At 41.9% G+C, this 20,097-nt stretch carries 14 protein-coding genes and 1 other RNA gene; 12 read left to right on the top strand and 3 right to left on the bottom strand.

Features of this window, described 5'->3' with window-relative positions; all coding sequences use genetic code 11:
• The first annotated feature begins 112 nt into the window (after positions 1 to 112).
• From KG118_RS16000 to KG118_RS15990, 3 genes are all read left to right on the top strand, one after another.
• Complete coding sequence (locus KG118_RS16000; protein ID WP_117713071.1) at positions 113 to 4,261, top strand: response regulator; 4,149 nt, start codon at positions 113 to 115, stop codon at positions 4,259 to 4,261.
• 109 nt (positions 4,262 to 4,370) lie between these two features.
• On the top strand, positions 4,371 to 4,973 hold the full coding sequence (locus KG118_RS15995; protein WP_117713014.1) for a riboflavin synthase: 603 nt from the start codon (positions 4,371 to 4,373) through the stop codon (positions 4,971 to 4,973).
• 10 nt (positions 4,974 to 4,983) lie between these two features.
• Complete coding sequence (locus KG118_RS15990) at positions 4,984 to 5,523, top strand: nitroreductase family protein (RefSeq protein WP_117713070.1); 540 nt, start codon at positions 4,984 to 4,986, stop codon at positions 5,521 to 5,523.
• Positions 5,524 to 5,535: 12 nt separating this feature from the next.
• On the opposite strand, the gene KG118_RS15985 is transcribed toward KG118_RS15990, so the two are convergent.
• Both KG118_RS15985 and rnpB read right to left on the bottom strand, forming a co-directional pair.
• On the bottom strand, positions 5,536 to 6,855 hold the full coding sequence (locus KG118_RS15985) for a YihY/virulence factor BrkB family protein (protein WP_117713013.1): 1,320 nt from the start codon (positions 6,853 to 6,855) through the stop codon (positions 5,536 to 5,538).
• 91 nt (positions 6,856 to 6,946) lie between these two features.
• Positions 6,947 to 7,330: RNase P RNA component class A (rnpB, locus tag KG118_RS15980), an RNA gene on the bottom strand.
• 172 nt (positions 7,331 to 7,502) lie between these two features.
• Here rnpB and KG118_RS15975 point away from each other — a divergent pair.
• From KG118_RS15975 to KG118_RS15935, 9 genes are all read left to right on the top strand, one after another.
• A complete protein-coding gene (locus KG118_RS15975) occupies positions 7,503 to 8,705 on the top strand; it encodes a C40 family peptidase (protein ID WP_117713012.1) in 1,203 nt (400 codons plus the stop codon).
• 18 nt (positions 8,706 to 8,723) lie between these two features.
• Positions 8,724 to 9,890, top strand: a complete 1,167-nt coding sequence (locus KG118_RS15970) for a dipeptide epimerase (protein ID WP_117713011.1) — start codon at positions 8,724 to 8,726, stop codon at positions 9,888 to 9,890.
• 27 nt (positions 9,891 to 9,917) lie between these two features.
• Complete coding sequence (locus tag KG118_RS15965; protein WP_117713069.1) at positions 9,918 to 11,252, top strand: transglutaminase-like domain-containing protein; 1,335 nt, start codon at positions 9,918 to 9,920, stop codon at positions 11,250 to 11,252.
• A gap of 322 nt (positions 11,253 to 11,574) precedes the next feature.
• A complete protein-coding gene (locus KG118_RS15960; RefSeq protein WP_118323884.1) occupies positions 11,575 to 13,104 on the top strand; it encodes a Do family serine endopeptidase in 1,530 nt (509 codons plus the stop codon).
• A gap of 190 nt (positions 13,105 to 13,294) precedes the next feature.
• A complete protein-coding gene (locus KG118_RS15955) occupies positions 13,295 to 14,155 on the top strand; it encodes a sigma-70 family RNA polymerase sigma factor (protein ID WP_002561589.1) in 861 nt (286 codons plus the stop codon).
• Positions 14,156 to 14,267: 112 nt separating this feature from the next.
• Positions 14,268 to 14,660: a hypothetical protein gene (locus tag KG118_RS15950; protein WP_117713009.1), complete on the top strand. Its 393-nt coding sequence runs from the start codon at positions 14,268 to 14,270 to the stop codon at positions 14,658 to 14,660.
• Between the two features lie 29 nt (positions 14,661 to 14,689).
• Entirely contained in the window at positions 14,690 to 15,910 is a 1,221-nt protein-coding gene (locus tag KG118_RS15945; protein WP_117713068.1) for a clostripain-related cysteine peptidase, read from the top strand.
• 243 nt (positions 15,911 to 16,153) lie between these two features.
• Positions 16,154 to 18,610: an FAD-dependent oxidoreductase gene (locus tag KG118_RS15940; protein ID WP_117713008.1), complete on the top strand. Its 2,457-nt coding sequence runs from the start codon at positions 16,154 to 16,156 to the stop codon at positions 18,608 to 18,610.
• An 8-nt stretch (positions 18,611 to 18,618) separates the two neighbouring features.
• Entirely contained in the window at positions 18,619 to 18,966 is a 348-nt protein-coding gene (locus KG118_RS15935; protein ID WP_117713007.1) for a MarR family winged helix-turn-helix transcriptional regulator, read from the top strand.
• A 14-nt stretch (positions 18,967 to 18,980) separates the two neighbouring features.
• Here the strand turns inward: KG118_RS15935 and rlmH are convergent, their stop codons facing one another.
• Positions 18,981 to 19,454, bottom strand: coding sequence for a 23S rRNA (pseudouridine(1915)-N(3))-methyltransferase RlmH (gene rlmH / locus KG118_RS15930; RefSeq protein WP_117713006.1), 474 nt, complete (start codon positions 19,452 to 19,454; stop codon positions 18,981 to 18,983).
• Positions 19,455 to 20,097: the final 643 nt, after the last annotated feature.

Below are 20,097 nucleotides of genomic sequence, written 5' to 3'. Positions count from 1 at the left end.
TTTTTTTAGGATATAATTGTTTATTTATTAATAAAAATTGTATTATTATTAATAAAGTTTTATATCTTTGTTACAGATAACCATATGGCTATTGCGTTCTAATACCTACTATATGAAGAGAGGCTTGATAAAAAAAATACTGTTGATACTTTGCTTGTTCGGAGCCTCGTATTCAGTCAAAACTTATTCCGCTACCGGATATTCGGTACCTGTATCCATGAAAGATGGATTGAACAATAATACAGTTTATGATATTCATTATTCTGCCGATGGCTTTGTGTGGTTTGCTACAGACATGGGCATCAGCCGTTATGACGGGTTCAGGATACGTAATTTCCCGTTAATGTCTTCTAAGGGCGGGGATGCCTTTACTCCCGTATCCCGTGCCGTATGTGAAATTATGGAAGGAACGGACGGCCTGTTTTATCTTCGGCTTTTGGAAGGGGGAATGGTTTGTTTCGATTCTGTCAAAGAGAAGTTTCTGCCGGTTTCTTTTAACGGAATATCGCATGATTTTGAACTTCTTTCTTTCTGTCCGGTCAGCCGGGGGCAGTTCTATTTGGGTACTACTACCGGACTATATTCGGGAACAATGAGACCGGATGAAAATGGTGATTCGGTTATTATCTCTTTGTCTGAGGAACAATCTGTAAAAGGAGCGGTTTCTCAATTGACCTCTACGGAAGAGGGGGTCATCTTTGCTTGTGTGAATCGTACAAAGGTAGTGGCTTTCGATATCAGCAGTGCAAAGGCCGAGTACCTTAAAAACGGAGGAAGGCAAGAGATTTCTAAACTTTACTGGTGGGACAACTATCTTTGGATTTGCTTTTCCTATACGGATATAGAACTGTATAATCTAAAGCAAAAGTCATTTCACCGTCCCGTATTGCCGGATGAGTACAGGAACTTCCTGTTAGGCACTTGTATAACAGATGTCGTATCTTCCGGAACAGGTGATTACTTTGTGGCTACTTGGAACGGCCTGCTTTCACTGAACTTTAAGTCGACGGACTTGGGCAGGGCTGCTTGTTCTTTGGATTATCTGAATCAACAGGCTCCCCACCCAATGAAACAGAAAATCACAAATCTGCTTTGGAATGAAAAGTGGGGAATGTTGTGGGTAGGCACGTTCGGAAACGGATTGTTCAAAATGTATAAGCACGATAAAACATTCTATTCTTTAGATAAAACATTCAACTCGGAGGTTGTGAGGATTGAGGAAGATCAGAAAGGATACGTATGGATATTGACGGATAAGGGAGAATTGCTGAGGAGCACCTCAAATAATATTACGATAGAGACTTCCTTTCTGCCTTGGACTAAAGGATTGAAACGGGATGAAACTTATCGGATGTACAAAGACAGGAACGGTATCTTGTGGTTGGGTGATACACATGGCGGTGTGGTAAGCATTAATCCTTTTACGGAAGAAGTGACCGTCTTTGCGTTACTCCCTCAAAAGGCAACCGATTTTTCGGAAGCTGTATATGCTTTCTGTCTGGACTCCCGGAATCGTATGTGGGTGGTTACGGCATCTCGTTTGCTTCTTTTTGATTATAAAAAGAATGAAAGCCGGATAGTACACCTTGAATATGAAGGGCGGAAGATTAAGAAAGTGAATTCAATAGAGGAAGATAAGGAAGGCAATATCTGGCTGGGAACGGATATCGGACTCAAGCGTATGGAGGTAGTGGGAAAGGCTGTCTATTTATTTGGCGATTATGAACAAAGCGCCGGTTTGGAAGTCTCTCCGGTCTATTCTATCTATGTAAACAGCTATAATCAGATACTGGCTTCTTATACAGATAAGGTAGTCCGCATTGACGGACGTGAGAAGAATAAGGTGGAAAAGGTGTTTACCTTGCTTAATGGTTTATCCAGCAGTCATGTGTTTTGCATGGTAGATGATAACAACGGAAATACATGGGTGGGGAGCAACTCCGGGGTGATGACTATCCGTAATGATCAGGATATACTTTATAACTATGCTTCTTTCGGTTATTCCAAAGATGTTTGCAGGTTGCACAACGGTCTTTTGTTGTGGGCAAGTTCTTTGGGACTGAGCCTTTTCGATCCGCAGGTAGTAAAGGTGGAGAGACATAATGGCAATCTGAAATTGTCGGAGGTATGGATAAACGGTGAAGCTGTATCTGTGGGAGAGAAAGTGAACGGACGGGTAGTGTTGTCCGTGACCCCGAACAGGCAGAACGATTTTGTGCTGGGCGCAGGGAGTAACCGGTTTACTTTTTATTTTTCGGACTTAAAATACGGCATCATGCAGTGCAAGCAGGCCTATCGCTTACAGTCTGATGAAGAGTGGAAGATAGGACGCTTGGAAGATGGAGTTTCTTTTAAAAATCTGTCTCCTGATGATTATGTGTTGCAGGTGAAGCTGATTTACCCGGATGCCAGCGAAAGCGAAATAACTGAAATCCCTTTTTCGGTGAGGACTTATTGGTGGAATTCTTTCTGGCTTAAGCTGTTTGGTGCGCTTAGTGTATTGCTGCTGTCGTACGGCATCTATAACTATATAGTACGCAAGGGAAAGAGACGGAATATACACCGTGCCCGTGAGCGGGCGTTGAGAGAGAAACTGAATCTGGTGCGAGTAAGGCGGGAGAAAGAATCTGAAATAGAAATGATGAGAAATCAATTGCTCAGAAGGTTTGTGGAAGAATTACGCACTCCGTTGTCCTTGATTATGGCTCCTCTGAAGGAGATGTCGAGAGAACAGAATTTGCCCGCAGGTACTTTGTCGAAATTGCATGTGGCGTATCGCAATTCATTAGGTATGCTTGATGCTTGCGACCAGTTGCTGGCTATCTATACTCAGGGCTCTCTGTCTGATAAGTTGAAAGTTGCACCCTATGCTGTAGACAGGTTGGTGGATAAGGCTATATTTGCAGTAAGTGAGTTGATGAGGATTAACAGAATAGATTTTAAGTGTGACAAGAGGATTAAAAAGGACATGGAAGTATGGGTGGATCGCGAGCGTATAAATTTTGTGTTACGCAACTTGCTGACAAATGCTTTTAATCATATACGCTTTTCGGGAGTGGTACGTCTCTTGTTGCAGGAGATAGTACGTGACGGCGTGCGCTACTGCATAATCACGGTTGAAGATAATGGAAAAAGCCGGGTGAGTACAGTGGATAAAGGATTGCGCCCCGGCCTTGCGGATGTTGAGTTGGGCTACGGTGTAATGGAAAAAATCCTTCAGCTTCATCATGGGGCTATTACTTTGAAGAGCTCCGAAGGAGAAGGGACGGAAGTTGTTGTGGAACTTCCTGCCACTAAGGAAATTCTTCAGGGTGATTCGAATATCCTGTTTATAGAGCCGGAAGCTGAGGATGTACAAGAAGAAAAGGATTCGTTAGCGCCCGAACAATTACAGGAAGTGCCTGTGCCCGTGCCGGAAGATACGGTTAGACGAATGGCATCGGTATCCGAACTGTCGGCAACACCCCCTGTCTGTAAAGAGAGGAAAACGCTTCTTATTATAGAAGACCACAAGGATATTCGTCTTTACTTGAAGATTCTTTTCGGTAAAGAATATGATTTATTGATTGCTACGAACGGGCAGGAAGGTGTGGACATGGCAATCAAAGAACTTCCGGACTTGATATTGTGCGATATAATGATGCCTGTGAAAGACGGTTTTGAATGTTGCCGCGAAGTGAAAGAGAATCTGGATACTTGTAATATACCTTTCATCATGCTGACTGCCAAAGTAGAAGATGAAGATGTAATTCATGGTTTGGAATTGGGAGCGGACGACTATATACTGAAGCCCTTCACACCGGGTATTTTGCAGGCAAAGGTGCGCAACCAGATAAACGCGCGCATGAGCCTGAAACAGATGTACACTAATTTGCTGATGCCTCCGGGAGATAATGTCGGCGAAGTGGATGACGTGGAAGAGAAAGTGAAGAAAGAAGATCCGTTTATAGCTTCTGTAGTGAAGATTATAGAGGACAATATGTGTGAGGCCGATTTCAGTGTGAGGAAACTGGCTCAGGAATTGAACATGAGCCAGCCTACCCTTTACAGGAAGGTGAAGCAAAGTACGGACTTTACCATTATAGAATTGATTCGCGGCGTGCGTATGCGCAAAGCTGCCGTATTACTGAAACAGAAGATGTATGCAGTGCAAGAGGTCGCCGAAATGGTGGGCTATAATGATATTCCTACTTTCCGCAAACACTTTGTAGATACATTCGGGACGACTCCTTCTACCTATCCTAATTCGGAGAATACATAAGTTACTATTTCCCATTTTCTTTTAAAGTGCATAGTATAATAAGAACCTTTTTTCTATCTTTGCGATGAAGAATTTGTAAATAGTAAAACGTAAAATAGTAAGTACTGATATGTTTTCCGGAATAGTAGAAGAATGTGCCACATTGGTGGCTATGGTCAAAGACCAAGAAAATGTGCACTTTACTTTTAAGTGTTCATTCGTGAATGAGTTAAAGATAGACCAAAGTGTATCTCATAACGGTGTATGTCTTACGGTAGTCAGTATGACGGATGATACCTATACGGTGACGGCAATGAAGGAGACTTTAGACCGTTCCAATCTCGGCTTATTAGGTGTGGGTGATGAAGTGAATGTAGAGCGCAGCATGATGATGAACGGCCGTTTGGACGGACACATTGTACAGGGTCATGTAGACCAGACCGCAACTTGCATTGATATAAAGGATGCCGAAGGCAGCTATTACTTTACGTTTCAGTATGAGTTCGATAAGGAAATGGCGAAGCGCGGTTATATTACAGTAGATAAAGGCTCCGTAACAGTTAACGGTGTCAGTCTGACGGTGTGCAATCCTACTGATGATACTTTTCAGGTAGCCATTATTCCTTATACTTTTGAGCATACTAATTTTCATGCTTTCAAGGTAGGCAGTGTGGTGAATCTTGAGTTTGATATTATCGGTAAGTATATTAGTAGAATGATACAGTATAAGTGAATGAAAGATGATGAATGATTTTTTGCAATTGGTTGCTTCGCGTCAAAGTGACCGGGCTTATGATATGTCCCGTGCGGTAGAGCCGGAGAAGTTGGAACGTATTTTGGAAGCGGCCAGATTGTCGCCTTCGGCTTGCAATGCCCAGCCGTGGCGTTTTGTGGTAGTCACTGACCCGGAGCTTTCTGTAAAAGTAGGTAAAGCTACTGCCGGTTTGGGGATGAATAAGTTTGCCAAAGATGCTCCGGTGCATATTCTGGTAGTGGAAGAATCAATGAATATCACTTCCTTTTTAGGAGCCAAGATAAAGGATAAATATTTCCCATTGATAGATATTGGCATTGCTACTGCACATATCACACTGGCTGCAGAAAGCGAAGGACTGGGTTCGTGTATCTTGGGCTGGTTTGATGAAAAGGAAATTAAGCAACTTACCGGTATTCCTGCCAATAAGCGTCTGTTGCTTGATATAACGATAGGTTATCCGGCGAAAGATAAGCGGAAGAAATCGAGGAAGTCTAAAGATAAGGTTGTTTCATACAACCATTATTAATAGAAAGAAGCATTATAAGTCTTTCAGAAGTACTTCACTTGCGCTCTTGTAGTATTCTTCCCGTGCTTTCATCAGCGTTTCCCATTGTCCGTGGAATTCTTTGTCCTTATCTATCTTGAAGTCTTCGGAACCGTGAGTATCCAATTTGTCCAACAGAAGGGCAACGTTTAGTTTGTTGATGTCCATGGAGGGTTGGTAGGCAATGTCCTGACTCTTGGTATCGGTCACTACTTCGTGCAGAAGATTAATTTCCTGCAATTCATAAAGGGTTTGATTAGTCAGACGTATAGGGATTTGGCACTCTTCGGATATATCTTCCGCTGTGTAGGGTGGCTCATTCTTCTCAAAACGCTTGGCTACAAGGGACATGATGAGAATAGAAATGAAGTCACGGTAACGGCGGCTGATATTGCGCGCATCCTTGTCAAAGCTGAAATTCCGTATGTTTTGTCCGGCATAAGTCAATTCTGCCCCGAATAGGCAGATGGTCCATGATATTTGCAACCATAACAGGAACATGGGGAGTGCTGCGAAACTGCCATAAATGGCATTATAGCGGGATACCCACAACTGGCTGCTGATGTAGAGGAACTGAAAAGCCTGATGTGCCGTACCGGCCAGAATCCCCGAAATCAACGCATGTTTGAGTTTTACTTTCGTATTGGGCATAAAGGCATACAACGCTGTAAACATGAACCACGTCAATACAAACGGTATAAGGCGGATTAGGAATTTGCCGATAGGGGCGAGTAAGGTGAAGTCGGCTACATTCTTCAGCATGGTGCTCATGAAGATGGAAAGACCGCCTGATACTACCAATAGAATAGGAATCAGCAAAAGCATGGAAAAATAGTCTGTGATTTTGCGGTACATACTCCTTGCTTTCTTAACCTGCCAAATGCGGTTGAACGTGATTTCCATATTATTGATAAGATTGAGTACTGTCCACAACAACATGATTAAGCCCACTCCGATGAATATGCCGCTTTTGGTTTGCGACAAATAGGAATTGACAAACTGGAAGATAACTTCCGTGGTTTCCGACGGTCCGCCGAATCCGTTGACTATTTGGCTCTCCATTAAATTATCGAAACCGAATCCGCGTGCAATGGCAAATACAATGGCCAGAATGGGTACAATGGCCAGTAATGTACTATACGTCAAAGCGGATGCTTTATTTACAAGTCTGTCTTTGGTAAAGCGGTTGATGCAAAGATAAATGGTCTTAATGATATTGTATAAAGAGAAAGTCGTTTTGGTGACTTCATCTTCCGTTATACGCCAAATGTCGTATGTCAGGAATTTCCAAAGGGTGGCGATACGCTTGTTCATGATAAATTGAAAAATGAGAGTTGAGAATTGAAAAATGACAGTATGCCGAAAGAGCATTATTTCTCAATTCTCAACTTTTAATTTAAAATAAAAAAACAGTCAGTCTGTAAGCCGGGTTCTGTTCCTCGATTGAATTCATAATATAAAAATTAAATCAAGGTGTCTGTCATTTATCTGAGCCGTATGTTACCATACGAGCTTTAGCGGTCTACCCTCCGACATGGAGCGAGCAACTCTCATAACGTCGGTTTACATGACCTTACAACTCCTAAGACGTACAGCTCTTGTGTCGCCACAAGACTGGTAGGCTCTTACCCTACCTTCTCACCCTTACCATAATCCAAAGAATATGGCGGTTATTTTCTTCTACATTACTCTACCCTCACGGACAGCTTTCTGTTAGGAAGTAGGATGCTCTGTGTTGCCCGGACTTTCCTCATACGCGCGAGGCGCAAGCGACAAACCGACCAACTGCTTTATGCTGCAAAGATAGGAATTTTTTTGGTGATTGATGGTTGGTTATCGGTGATTTGTTTGTTTTCAGCAGCTTATTTGTGCAGTTTCTTAAAAACACTGAAAAAATGTATCTCTTTTAGAATAAATTATTAACTTTGCTAACATTAATAATTCCCCAATTTATATAGTCCATGAAAAAGTTAGCCTTGCTCTTTATTTTATTTCTTTCAATCATTCTTCCTACTGTCGCTTCAGAAGTTGGAGACCGCAGTATACCGGTAGAAATAGCTCAACTCACTGACAGCCTGAAACAACAATTCGCACCGGATAAACGTGTGGCTTTGCTGGATGTTGATTATTCTTTTGCGGGTAAAAACGTAATGTTGCGTGGAGTTACTACTTCGACAAAAGCAAAAGTGGTTTTATTGAAGGAACTGGCGAGGAAAGGATATATCGTGATGGACTGCCTTCAAGTGCTTCCTGACGAAGGGGGGATGGAAGGTAAGACATATGGTATTATTAACGTATCTGTGGCGAACTTGCGTGTAGCTCCCGATTTTTCGTCGGAGATGATGACGCAAGGGTTAATGGGGATGCCTGTGCGTGTGTTGCAGCGTGATGGCTGGGTACGTATTCAGACCCCCGATGATTATATTGCATGGGTACATCGTGTAGGTGTATATCCTGTCACTAAAGAGGAAATGACCGCATGGAATGATGCGGAAAAGATTGTGGTAACTGCTCATTACGGTTTTGTTTATTCCGAACCGAGTCAAAATTCACAGACGATTTCGGACGTTGTAGCGGGTAATCGCTTGAAATGGGATGGAACTAAAGGAGCTTTTTATAAAGTGGTTTATCCTGACGGTCGTGAGGGATATATCTCCAAATCCATAGCAATGCCTGAAAAGAAATGGCGGTCCGGTTTAAAGCAGGATGCAGCCAGCATTATCCGTACTGCGTATACAATGATGGGAATACCTTATCTTTGGGCGGGTACTTCATCAAAGGGCGTGGATTGTAGCGGATTTATGCGTACTATACTTTTTATGCATGATATTATCATTCCGCGTGATGCTTCCCAGCAGGCTTACGTAGGTAAGCATATCGATATTGCGCCTGATTTCTCTAACCTGCAACCGGGTGATTTGATATTCTTTGGTCGCAAAGCAACTTCGGAGCGCAAAGAACGTGTTGTACATGTAGGAATGTACATCGGTGACAAGCGCTTTATCCATTCTCAGGGAGATGTACATATCAGTAGTTTCAATCCGGCCGATGAATTGTTTGATGAATACAACCTCGGGCGGTTGTTGTTTGCTACGCGCGTGTTACCCTATATAAATAAGGAGGAGGGATTGAATACAACAGAAGTGAATGAATATTATAAATGATGTGTAAACCCTAATAATATGCAGAACAGAAGGGATTTTTTAAAGACTGCCGCCTTTGCCGCTTTGGGTTCGGGTATGGCTATTAATCGTGTATTGGCCGGTGAAGGCGCGATGCCTGTGTTCAATATCAATAAAAGCGGTGCTACTCCTAAAATGAAACTGCGTTTCTTTCCGTATGAATTGAAGTTGCGCCATGTGTTTACGGTAGCTACTTATTCGCGTACCACTACTCCTGATGTACAGGTTGAATTGGAGTATGACGGTATCATCGGCTACGGCGAAGCTTCCATGCCTCCTTATTTGCAACATGAATTGGGTACGATGGATAGTGTGATGGCTTTCCTGAAGAAGGTGCAGGATGTTATCGGACAGTTTTCCGATCCTTTCCGGTTGGAAGATATTCTTGGCTATATAGATAGTCTTTCTGCAGGAGACGCAGCTGCAAAGACGGCTGTGGATATTGCTTTACACGATTTGGTGGGTAAAATGTTGCAGGCTCCATGGTATAGAATATGGGGGTTAGATAAAGAAAAGACACCATCTACCACCTTTACCATCGGTATTGATACTGCTGATGTGGTACGTGAAAAGACCAAGGAGTGTGCCGAACAGTTTAACATACTGAAAGTGAAATTGGGGCGTGATAATGATAAGGAAATGATTGAAACCATTCGCTCTGTGACGGATCTTCCCATTGCTGTCGATGCCAATCAGGGTTGGAAAGACAAGTACCATGCACTTGATATGATTCATTGGTTAAAGGAGAAAGGAATTGTTATGATAGAACAACCCATGCCCAAAGAACAGCTGGATGATATTGCTTGGGTAACCGGACAAAGCCCGTTGCCGATATTCGCGGACGAGTCCATCCAGCGTTTAAAAGATATAGTAGGGTTGAAAGATGCTTTTAGCGGTATCAATATCAAACTGATGAAATGTACCGGTATGCGTGAAGCATGGAAAATGGTGACGTTGGCACGAGCTTTGGGTATGAAGGTGATGGTGGGGTGTATGACTGAGACTTCATGTGCTATTTCTGCAGCCTCGCAATTTTCTCCTGCGGTGGACTTTGCCGATTTGGATGGTAGTTTGCTAATTGCCAATGACCGTTTCAAAGGTATGGAAGTTGTAAAGGGGAAGGTTACATTACCGGATTTACCGGGCATCGGAGTTGTAAGAATTTAAATGAATTATCAACGATTGATTTTCATCATGAAGAAGCTGTTATATATCGTATTTTTGTTTGTCATTGCTTCTGCCTGTAGTACAAAGCAGGAAAATACTTCCTATAATTGGGAAGATGACTTGCACCAACGGCTGCTTACGGATTTTTGTCTGACTGAATCTCAGGTTAGAGATTATATCAGAAAATATATTCCTGATGTAACGGATGAGCAAATGCGGCAATGGGAAGCATCTGATGCTTTGGAGTGTATGATTTTGGATGGTGAAAAACGCTATTTCCGTAATGCCGGTCCTAATTTGTTCCGTGTAGACTCAGCTTGTTATAATATAAAAATAGCCAAAGAGGGCACAGCATTGAGTGGGAGTGAGAAAGTGAATAAAGAAAACTTGCCCGAAATCATTGCCGCTGTAAAGAAGGATGGCAAGACTATTGTCGCTCCTAAGCGTATGCGTGTTACTTACACATTGACTGTAGATACCAATGCAGTGCCTGCCGGAAAACTAATTCGTTGTTGGTTGCCCTATCCTCGTAAAGATCAGGCTCGTCAACTGGATGTGAAGTTTGTTTCTGCCAGTGAACCGGAATATGTATTTTCTCCTCAGGAGTGTCGGCATAGCACGCTCTATATGGAAAAACGTGCAGTGAAAGGTGAGCCTACCGTATTCTCTGAAACATTTGAATATACATCTTGTGGAGAATGGCGCAATTTACAGGCTGAAGATGTTTTGCCTTATGATACTACTACTACCTTTTATAAAGAATATACTTCCGAACGAGAGAAACACATTGTCTTCTCTCCACGTTTGCGAGCGTTGGCTGCCAAATTGACAGCAGGCGAAACGAATCCTTATTTAAAGGCAAAACGTATCTTCCGCTGGATTAACGATAATTTCCCTTGGGCATCTGCACGTGAGTATTCCACGATTGAAAATATTCCGGAATATGTATTGGATAATCATCACGGTGATTGTGGCCAAGTCAGCCTTTTATTTATTACATTATGTCGTATCAGCGGTATTCCTGCGCATTTTCAAAGTGGATTTATGATGCATCCGTATGCCTGGAATCTGCACGATTGGGCGGAAATATACTTTGAGGGTGTGGGGTGGATACCGGTTGACCAGTCATTTGGAATACCGACTTTTGCCCGTAATGCCGATGAAGAGTATTTCTTTTTTGGAGGCATTGACTCTTGGCGTATGATTGTGAATAATGATTACGGTATGCCGTTGGTGCCCGAAAAGAAATATCCGCGTAGTGAAACCGTGGACTTTCAGCGTGGTGAAGTAGAGTGGGAGGGTGGAAACTTGTATTTTCCACAGTGGAGTTATCATATGGATATTGACTACCTGAATTACTAATAAATGAAGAATGAAGAATGAAAAATGAAGAATGAAGAATTTGCCTTGCGGTATCATTGCGCAGCCATAATTCTTCATTCTTCATTTTTCATTCCTCATTCTTATATATCTTCTCTGTCAGTCTTTTAACAGATAGCAATCGTACATAAATGCTAATTTGTCAGTCTTTGTCGTTAACCGCTGTTAAGTCCTAAATATTCACTGTTAAAAGAGAACAAAAAAGAGTGACAAGCGGAATAACTGAATGATTTTTGTCGTTATTTTAACGTCAGAATGTTAAACGGGATTTGAATATTAACAATTAAAGAGAATAGAAAATAGTATGAAACAGACAACAAAAAACTTCCTTGGAGTTGCAGCTATTGTAATTCTTAGTTCAGGAGTAGCTGGTGTTACAACCTATAGAATGCTGAATAAAGAAAAACCTGCTACATTTAGCGAGTTGTTCCAGCAGAACCCGAATAATCTGCAATTGGCGGCTTTCCATGCAACAGATGCCCAGCCTGTGGATTTGACACAAGCTGCAGAGAGTTCTCTGCACGCTGTGGTACATATACGTGCTACACAGTTGAGCAAGACACAAACGGTACAAGACCAGCCGGATATTTTTGACTTTTTCTTTGGAGACGGTCGTGGACGTCAACGTCAGATACAAACCCAGCCACGCGTAGGTTTTGGTTCCGGAGTTATTATTTCCAAAGATGGATATATTGTGACGAACAATCACGTAGTGGAAGGTGCTGACGAAATTACTGTCAAATTGAATGATGACCGTGAACTGAAAGGACGTATTATCGGTACCGATCCCAGTACGGACTTGGCCCTGATTAAGATTGAAGGAGATGATTTCCCGACTATTCCGGTTGGCAACTCCGATGAGTTGAAGGTAGGTGAATGGGTATTGGCAGTAGGTAATCCGTTCAACTTGAATTCTACCGTTACAGCCGGTATTGTCAGTGCAAAAGCTCGCTCTATAGGTTCTACCGCTTCTAACGGACAAGCTGCAAACATCCAATCTTTTATCCAGACAGATGCAGCCATCAATCAAGGTAATAGTGGAGGTGCACTGGTGAATGCCAAAGGTGAGTTGGTTGGTATCAACGCCATGCTTTATTCGCCTACAGGCGCTTATTCCGGTTATGGTTTTGCCATTCCTACCAGTATTATGACAAAAGTAGTAGCCGACTTGAAACAGTTTGGCACAGTGCAACGCGCATTGCTTGGAATAAAGGGTAGCGATTTGAGTACAGACTTGCAGATGGACGAACGTTGGACTGAAGAGCTGAAGAAGAAAGCAGATGAACTTGGTGTGAAAGAAGGCGTTTTCGTTGCCGAAGTCGTTGAAGGCGGTTCAGCAGCAGGTGTATTGAAGGAAAATGACGTGATTGTAGCGTTGAACGGCAAGAAGATTCATAAGTTCTCGGATTTACAGGAAATCTTGGCTAAGCATCGTCCGGGTGATAAGGTGAAAGTAACTGTTGTTCGTGATAAGAAAGAAAAGGAATTTGAAATCACTCTGAAGAACGAACAGGGAACTACGAAAGTGGTAAAAGATGCCGGAATGGAAATTTTGGGCGCAGCCTTCAAGCCTGTGTCTTCTGAACTGAAGAAACAGTTGAATTTAGGCTATGGCCTGGAAGTTACCGGCGTTACCAATGGTAAGATGGCCGATGCGGGTATCCGTAAGGGTTTCATTATCCTGAAAGCTAATGGCGTGCCGATGAAGACGGTGGATGATTTGGAGAAGACAATGAAAGAGGCAAGAAAATCTCCGGAGCAAGGATTGTTCATCACCGGTATGTTCCCGTCGGGAAAACGAGCCATGTATGCCGTTGATTTAACTCAAGAATAACAAAAGAAGGTAAATAGGTAAGAAGATTGTAATATTAGCAAACAAAGACGAAAAAGAGGGTGTCGGCAAATATTTGTCGACACCTATTTTGTTATATAGGTAAGATATAAATAAGGTGAAAAAGTTCCGGCAAGTTTGTTTGTAACAAATAATTTGTCGTAACTTTGCAACCCAAATCTGTATTATAAGAATGAGACAATTAAAAATTACCAAAAGTATCACTAACAGAGAGAGTGCTTCTCTTGACAAGTATTTGCAGGAAATCGGTCGCGAAGACCTCATTACAGTCGAGGAGGAGGTAGAGCTCGCTCAGCGCATCCGCAAGGGTGACCGTGTTGCATTGGAGAAATTGACACGTGCCAATCTGCGTTTCGTTGTATCTGTAGCCAAACAGTACCAGAACCAGGGTTTGAGTTTGCCCGACTTGATTAACGAAGGCAATTTAGGACTGATTAAGGCTGCCGAGAAGTTCGATGAAACACGTGGTTTCAAGTTCATCAGTTATGCAGTATGGTGGATACGTCAGTCCATTTTGCAGGCTTTGGCAGAACAGTCGCGTATTGTACGTCTTCCCTTGAACCAAGTGGGTTCGCTGAATAAAATCAGTAAGGCTTTCTCTAAGTTCGAGCAGGAAAACGAACGTCGTCCGTCTCCCGAAGAACTTGCTGATGAACTGGAAATCCCTGTTGATAAAATATCTGATACGTTGAAGGTTTCGGGCCGCCATATTTCGGTGGACGCACCTTTCGTTGAAGGAGAAGACAACAGCTTGCTCGATGTGTTGGTCAATGATGACTCTCCTATGGCCGACCGCTCTTTGGTGAACGAGTCTCTTGCGAGGGAAATTGATAGAGCTCTTTCTACGTTAACCGATAGAGAAAAAGAAATCATACAGATGTTTTTCGGTATCGGACAGCAGGAAATGACATTAGAGGAAATCGGCGACAAATTTGGGCTCACACGTGAGCGCGTCCGCCAGATTAAGGAAAAAGCAATCAGAAGATTAAGACAAAGTAATCGTAGTAAATTGCTCAAATCTTATTTGGGATAAATAAGAATATCAGTTTCTGACAAATAAAAGAAATTAAGAAAACCGGTTTGTCCAATGTGGATAGCCGGTTTTTTTATTATCTTTGCCCACATTAAATAAATATATAGAAGTTATGAAGTACGTAAAAATAGTATTTGCAGTAATGTTCGTATTTACTCTCTGTACGGCATTTACAATGAAAAGTCATAAGCCTGTTTATGCTTTTGGTATAGCGGCGTCTTTCAATGACTCAATAGTATATTGTACGGAGATTCAAGTTTTGGATAGTACAGCTTTGGATAAGAATGGTTTTCTGCCCAAACGTGATTTATACAGTTATCAGTTGAAGAATTATTTGGAATACGATTTGAAGAAGCCTGATTATACATGTATGGTTTATTTCAGTGAGAGTAAGAAAAAACTGGAAAAGGAAGCTGTGAAAGTAAAAGCGAAATATAAGAAGGGCACAATGGTGCTGCAAGCTATTGAATCGGGTAAGTTCAGTTTTAAAAAGCCGGAAGAGTAATTGTTGAATCCGGAATTATACCAATGATTATGAGACTGAAGTTCTATACCTTGCTGTGTATATCTTTTCTTATTTTGTTTACAGCTTGTAATCAAGATGATGACCCTGTACCTGCGGAAAAAGTTACACGGACAGTATTGGCGTATATAATGGCAGATAATAGCTTGTCTGGTTTTGCATCATCTGATATTGATGAGATGATGAAAGGTATGTCGACGGTTGATGCATCGTTATATAATCTTTTAGTATATGTGGATGATGCGAGTAGTGAGAATTCTCAATCTTATAGTTTTCCTACGCTCTATCGTTTGTCAAAAGATAAAAGAGGAAATGTGACAAAAGAAATTATAAGGGAATATAAGGAGCAAGTATCGACAGATCCTTCTGTTATGCAGGAAGTTATGAAGCGTGCGTTTACAGAGTATCCGGCAGAGAGTTATGGGTTGGTTGTTTGGTCACATGGAGAAGGATGGATACCCAGTCCTTTGCCGATTGTAAAGAATGCTTCTACGCGTTGGATAGGTCAAGACGGTGGGCACTATTTGAATATAACTGATATGGTTTCTGTATTTGAAGCAGTAGGGTGTCATTTGGATTTTATCTTATTTGATGCTTGTTTCGGACAGTCTATAGAAGTGGCATATGAACTGCGTAATAATGTTAGTTATATTATCGGTTCACCAACGGAAATACCGGGACCGGGTGCTTCTTATGATAAAGTTGTACCGGCTATGTTCGCTTCAGAGAATGTGGGAGTAAAGGTTGGTAAAGCGTATTATGAGCCTTACGAAGCTAAATACACGGGCTATTCTACCAGTAATGATAATTGGACTGGTGGTGCTTCTGTTTCCGTTATAAATTGTGCCGCATTGGAAAATCTGGCATCCATAACAAAACAAACTCTCACCGAAGTGGAGTGGGATATACTTTTAAACAGTGATTTATTTAATTATGATAAGCGTAGTAAATACAGTCCGTATTATATAGGGTATTATGATATGAAACAGCTGATGCAACAATTGTCCGCCAATGTAAGTGCATGGACTTCTGCAGCTGATGATGCTATCGTTTATTGGAAATCAACACCGAAGAACTTTTCAGGTGTTATACAATCTATGTTTCCGCTTCCGTTGGAAACTACCTGTGGCGTCTCTCATTATATACCATACCCTACTACCTCTGCTGCAGCTGCTGCATATCGTTCTACTGCATGGTATACTGCTGCCGGTCTTGATAAGATAGGGTGGTAATATACTTCTGTAATCGTACACAAACTCCTGAAAGATTATTATTATAACGCCTTTCTCTCATATATTGTAAAAAGAGAAAGGTGTTTTTTGTATCTTTCAATATAGGAATAGGAGACTGCGTTTGTTTGTGTATAACACTTTTATTCCTTTAAAATTTGGCTATTTAACATTATTTTCCTACGGAAACTATTTTGTATTGGAAATTATTGCTTACTTTGCAGTATCGAACTAAAAGAAAGAAGTATGAAATATGTAATTATTGGTGGCGTTGCAGGTGGAGCCACAGCTGCTGCCCGGTTAAGAAGAGTAGACGAACAAGCTGAAATCATTTTATTGGAAAAGGGGCAATACATTTCGTATGCCAATTGCGGATTGCCTTATTATATAGGTGGTGTTATTGCTGAACGTGAGAAGTTATTGGTTCAGACTCCCGAATCTTTCGGTCAACGCTTTCGCATTGATGTGCGGGTGGAGAATGAAGTCATTGCTATTAATCCGGAAAGCAAAGCATTGACTATCCGTAAAGTTGACGGAAAGGAATATGAAGAAACTTATGATAAGCTTCTGCTTTCTCCGGGAGCTAACCCCGTAAAGCCTCCTTTGGAAGGAATTAATTCTGAAGGTATCTTTACGCTTCGCAATGTGGAAGATACTGACCGAATCAAAGCTTATATCACAGATAAAAGAGTGAAACGTGCAGTAGTTGTGGGAGCCGGTTTTATCGGACTTGAAATGGCGGAAAATCTTCATCATGCAGGTATTGCGGTCTCTGTTGTAGAAATGGGTAATCAGGTTATGGCTCCTATCGACTTCTCCATGGCTGCGCATATCCATCAGCATTTAGTTCAAAAAGGAGTTTCTCTTTACTTGGAAGAAGGCGTTACACATTTTCAGCGCACAGGACAAGGCATTACTGTTTTTCTGAAAAGCGGAAAAACGATTCCTGCCGACATGGTATTACTTTCTATCGGTGTGCGCCCGGCAACTGTATTGGCACAACAGGCAGGTTTGAAGTTGGGTGAAATGGGTGGTATCTGGGTAGATGAGCACTTGGAAACTTCTGTTAAAGATATCTATGCTGTGGGTGATGCCATCGAGTATCCTCATCCGCTGACCGGAAAGCCGTGGCTCAACTATCTGGCTAATCCGGCCAATCGTCAGGGACGTATTGTTGCCGACAATATGGCATTGGGTAATACCACATCTTATGAAGGCGCTATCGGTACGTCCATAGCCAAAGTATTTGATATGACAGTGGCTTCTACAGGGCTTGCTGCAAAGCGTTTGAAACAATGGGGAATGGAGTATCAAAGTTCGGTGACCCATTCCGCTTCTCATGCCGGTTATTATCCCGATGCACTGCCTTTGACCCTGAAGCTGACCTTTCATCCGAAAACCGGAAAACTTTATGGAGCGCAATGTGTAGGTTATGAGGGAGTAGATAAACGCATTGACCAGATAGCGGGATTAATTAAACATGGAGGAACTGTTTATGATTTAATGGAGACAGAACATGCCTATGCACCTCCTTTCTCATCGGCAAAGGATCCGATTGCCATAGCCGGATATGTGGCTTCCAATATTATCAGTGGTGCAATGCCGGTTATCTCATGGCGTGAGCTGGCTGAAAAGAAAGGTGAAGTGATGCTGATAGATACCCGTACACCTGAGGAGTTCTCATTTGGCACTATTCCGGGAGCCGTCAATATTCCACTGGATGAGATGCGTAATCAGTTATCCAGAATACCGCTGGATAAACCCGTTGTACTTTTTTGTGCAGTAGGCTTGCGTGGCTATTTGGCGCAACGTATTCTGATAGGACACGGTTATCGTAATACGGCTAACTTGATAGGTGGATACAAAACCTATTCAACGGCGGTGGCTCCAGTTCCAACCCCTGAAGTATTCTCGGAAGCACTGTCTACGGCTTCTGTCTCGTCTCAATCAATACAGAATTGCGCGACAAAAGAGCCTTTGAAAGTTAATGCTTGCGGATTACAATGTCCCGGACCTATCATGCAAGTAAAAAAAGCTATGGATAGCATTGCCCCGGGTGAGCGGGTGGAAATAGTAGCGACCGATGCGGGTTTCGCACGCGACGCTTCTGCCTGGTGTGCTACTACGGGCAATAAGCTGATAGAGAAAAAAGAAGAAAAGGGGCGTTACACAGTGTTGCTTGAGAAAGGTGATGAGGCTTGTGCTTGTCCATCGTCTCTTCCGGCAGCAGGTGGAAGGGGAAAAACTTTAATTCTTTTTAGTGATGATTTAGACAAGGCTTTAGCTACTTTTGTACTCGCTAACGGTGCGGCGGCAACCGGACAGAAAGTGTCGATATTCTTTACCTTTTGGGGATTGAATGTATTGAAAAAAATGCAGAAGCCCCGGACGGAGAAAGATGTTTTCGGAAAGATGTTCGGTATGATGCTTCCGTCCAGCTCATTGAAATTGAAACTGTCTAAGATGAATATGATGGGGTTGGGTAGCCGGATGATGCGTTTTCTTATGAAACGGAAAGGTATAGATTCTTTGGAATCGTTACGTTCTCAGGCATTAGCACAAGGTGTCGAGTTTATTGCTTGTCAGATGTCTATGGATATGATGGGAATTCAGCGCGAAGAATTGCTGGACGAGGTTACCATAGGTGGTGTGGCAACTTATATGGAGCGTGCGGACAAAGCGAATGTGAATTTATTTATATAACAGGAATAATGGAAACTTTATGTAGAATCCGTGATATTTACCGGGCAATAGCCGAGTTTGAAGTAAAATTTATGCAAGAGTTTGACTTGTCGTTGAATGAGGGTATGCTGTTGTGTACCCTGCTCAATACTCCCAAACTCACTTCCAGCGAGATAGCGGAAACACTCGGACTGTCAGCTTCCAATGCTTCTAAAGTTATTCGTTCGGTAGAGGAGAAGAAGCTGATAACCCGCTTGGTAGGAAAAGCGGATAAGCGTCAGATGCACTTTGCCCTAACGCCGGAGGGGAAGCACCGTATTACAGTTATAAAAAACAGTACTCCCGAAATTCCGGTTCTGTTGCAGGAGATTGTTTAGAGAGACTTCTCGGTTTATTCGTGGTGGTACGGTCCGCCGTTTAATATCGTCATGGCACGGTATAACTGCTCCACGAAGATAAGTCTTATCATCTGATGTGAAAAAGTCATACGCGAAAGAGACAGTTTCTCGTGTGCCGCTTCATAAACTTTGGGAGAGAATCCGTAAGGCCCTCCAATAATAAAAACCAGCCGTTTGTTTACGGTGTTCATTTTGCGCTTCATATAGTCTGCAAACTCTATGGAGCGCATTTCTTTTCCACCTTCATCCAGCAATACCACTACATCTCCCGGTTGGAGAGCTTTTAGAATGAGTTCTCCCTCTTTTTCTTTTTGTATTTCCATGGAAAGGCTTTTGGTGTTTTTCAGCTCCGGGATAACTTCCATATCAAATGAGAGATAGCGCCGCGTGCGTTGTATATAGTCATTGATGGCTGTGATGAAGTGCTGTTCTACGGTTCGTCCTACAACGAGTAAAGTCGTTTTCATGTGAATTTGTTTATTTTCTTGCAAAAATAGTTTTTTCTTGTGATAATTTCATTTTTTAAGCATATCCAATTACCCTATACTATTACCGGAATGAAGTTAACTTAGCTGTATGTAATTAGTTAACTTCTTACTATCTATTAAGTTAACTTGATGGCATTTACTTAGTTAACTTCATTCCGGTAACGATATTAACTTCCCGTTTTCTTCTTTTCCTTCATGGATGCCGACACCGGATAACTTGAATTCCCGCCTTATGAAAAAAGAGCGTGCATTGCTGGCGAACTACGCACAAAATGAAAAATATATTATCGAAAAAAAAACCTTGTAATGTGTTGTGATATAGGGGAATATGCGCTGAAAATAGAAGTGTTTTTTAAACGTTCGTTTAATGTGCGCAAAGATACGTGTTGTTTTTGAAATGAGCAAAATGTTCAATAAAAATATTCTTATGAATCATAAAATCTATAAGCAATACATTGTTTATCAATCTATTGGCTAACTCCTTGTTCATCTTTATTTTTTGTTATTTTTTAGGTATTCCTTTCCCTATGTCTTTCTGAAATTTTGACGTTTTTTAAACGAACGTCTAAAAAACAGTTTTTGTGTTATAATCCGTTTGTTTACAGTAGTTTACCCGTACACT

This window comes from Bacteroides propionicigenes (assembly GCF_018390535.1).
Classification (GTDB): Bacteria; Bacteroidota; Bacteroidia; order Bacteroidales; family Bacteroidaceae; genus Bacteroides; species Bacteroides propionicigenes.
This window is presented reverse-complemented; position numbering and strand designations above follow the sequence as displayed.

What these genes read in the sequence shown, in the direction of transcription:
- KG118_RS15940 (WP_117713008.1), top strand. Translation starts at nt 16,154, where the DNA reads ATGAAATATGTAATTATTGGTGGCGTTGCAGGTGGAGCCACAGCTGCT.
- KG118_RS15960 (WP_118323884.1), top strand. Translation starts at nt 11,575, where the DNA reads ATGAAACAGACAACAAAAAACTTCCTTGGAGTTGCAGCTATTGTAATT.
- KG118_RS15970 (WP_117713011.1), top strand. Translation starts at nt 8,724, where the DNA reads ATGCAGAACAGAAGGGATTTTTTAAAGACTGCCGCCTTTGCCGCTTTG.
- KG118_RS15985 (WP_117713013.1), bottom strand. Translation starts at nt 6,855, where the DNA reads ATGAACAAGCGTATCGCCACCCTTTGGAAATTCCTGACATACGACATT.
- rlmH (WP_117713006.1), bottom strand. Translation starts at nt 19,454, where the DNA reads ATGAAAACGACTTTACTCGTTGTAGGACGAACCGTAGAACAGCACTTC.
- KG118_RS15995 (WP_117713014.1), top strand. Translation starts at nt 4,371, where the DNA reads ATGTTTTCCGGAATAGTAGAAGAATGTGCCACATTGGTGGCTATGGTC.
- KG118_RS15945 (WP_117713068.1), top strand. Translation starts at nt 14,690, where the DNA reads ATGAGACTGAAGTTCTATACCTTGCTGTGTATATCTTTTCTTATTTTG.
- KG118_RS15950 (WP_117713009.1), top strand. Translation starts at nt 14,268, where the DNA reads ATGAAGTACGTAAAAATAGTATTTGCAGTAATGTTCGTATTTACTCTC.
- KG118_RS16000 (WP_117713071.1), top strand. Translation starts at nt 113, where the DNA reads ATGAAGAGAGGCTTGATAAAAAAAATACTGTTGATACTTTGCTTGTTC.
- KG118_RS15955 (WP_002561589.1), top strand. Translation starts at nt 13,295, where the DNA reads ATGAGACAATTAAAAATTACCAAAAGTATCACTAACAGAGAGAGTGCT.
- KG118_RS15975 (WP_117713012.1), top strand. Translation starts at nt 7,503, where the DNA reads ATGAAAAAGTTAGCCTTGCTCTTTATTTTATTTCTTTCAATCATTCTT.
- KG118_RS15990 (WP_117713070.1), top strand. Translation starts at nt 4,984, where the DNA reads ATGAATGATTTTTTGCAATTGGTTGCTTCGCGTCAAAGTGACCGGGCT.
- KG118_RS15935 (WP_117713007.1), top strand. Translation starts at nt 18,619, where the DNA reads ATGGAAACTTTATGTAGAATCCGTGATATTTACCGGGCAATAGCCGAG.
- KG118_RS15965 (WP_117713069.1), top strand. Translation starts at nt 9,918, where the DNA reads ATGAAGAAGCTGTTATATATCGTATTTTTGTTTGTCATTGCTTCTGCC.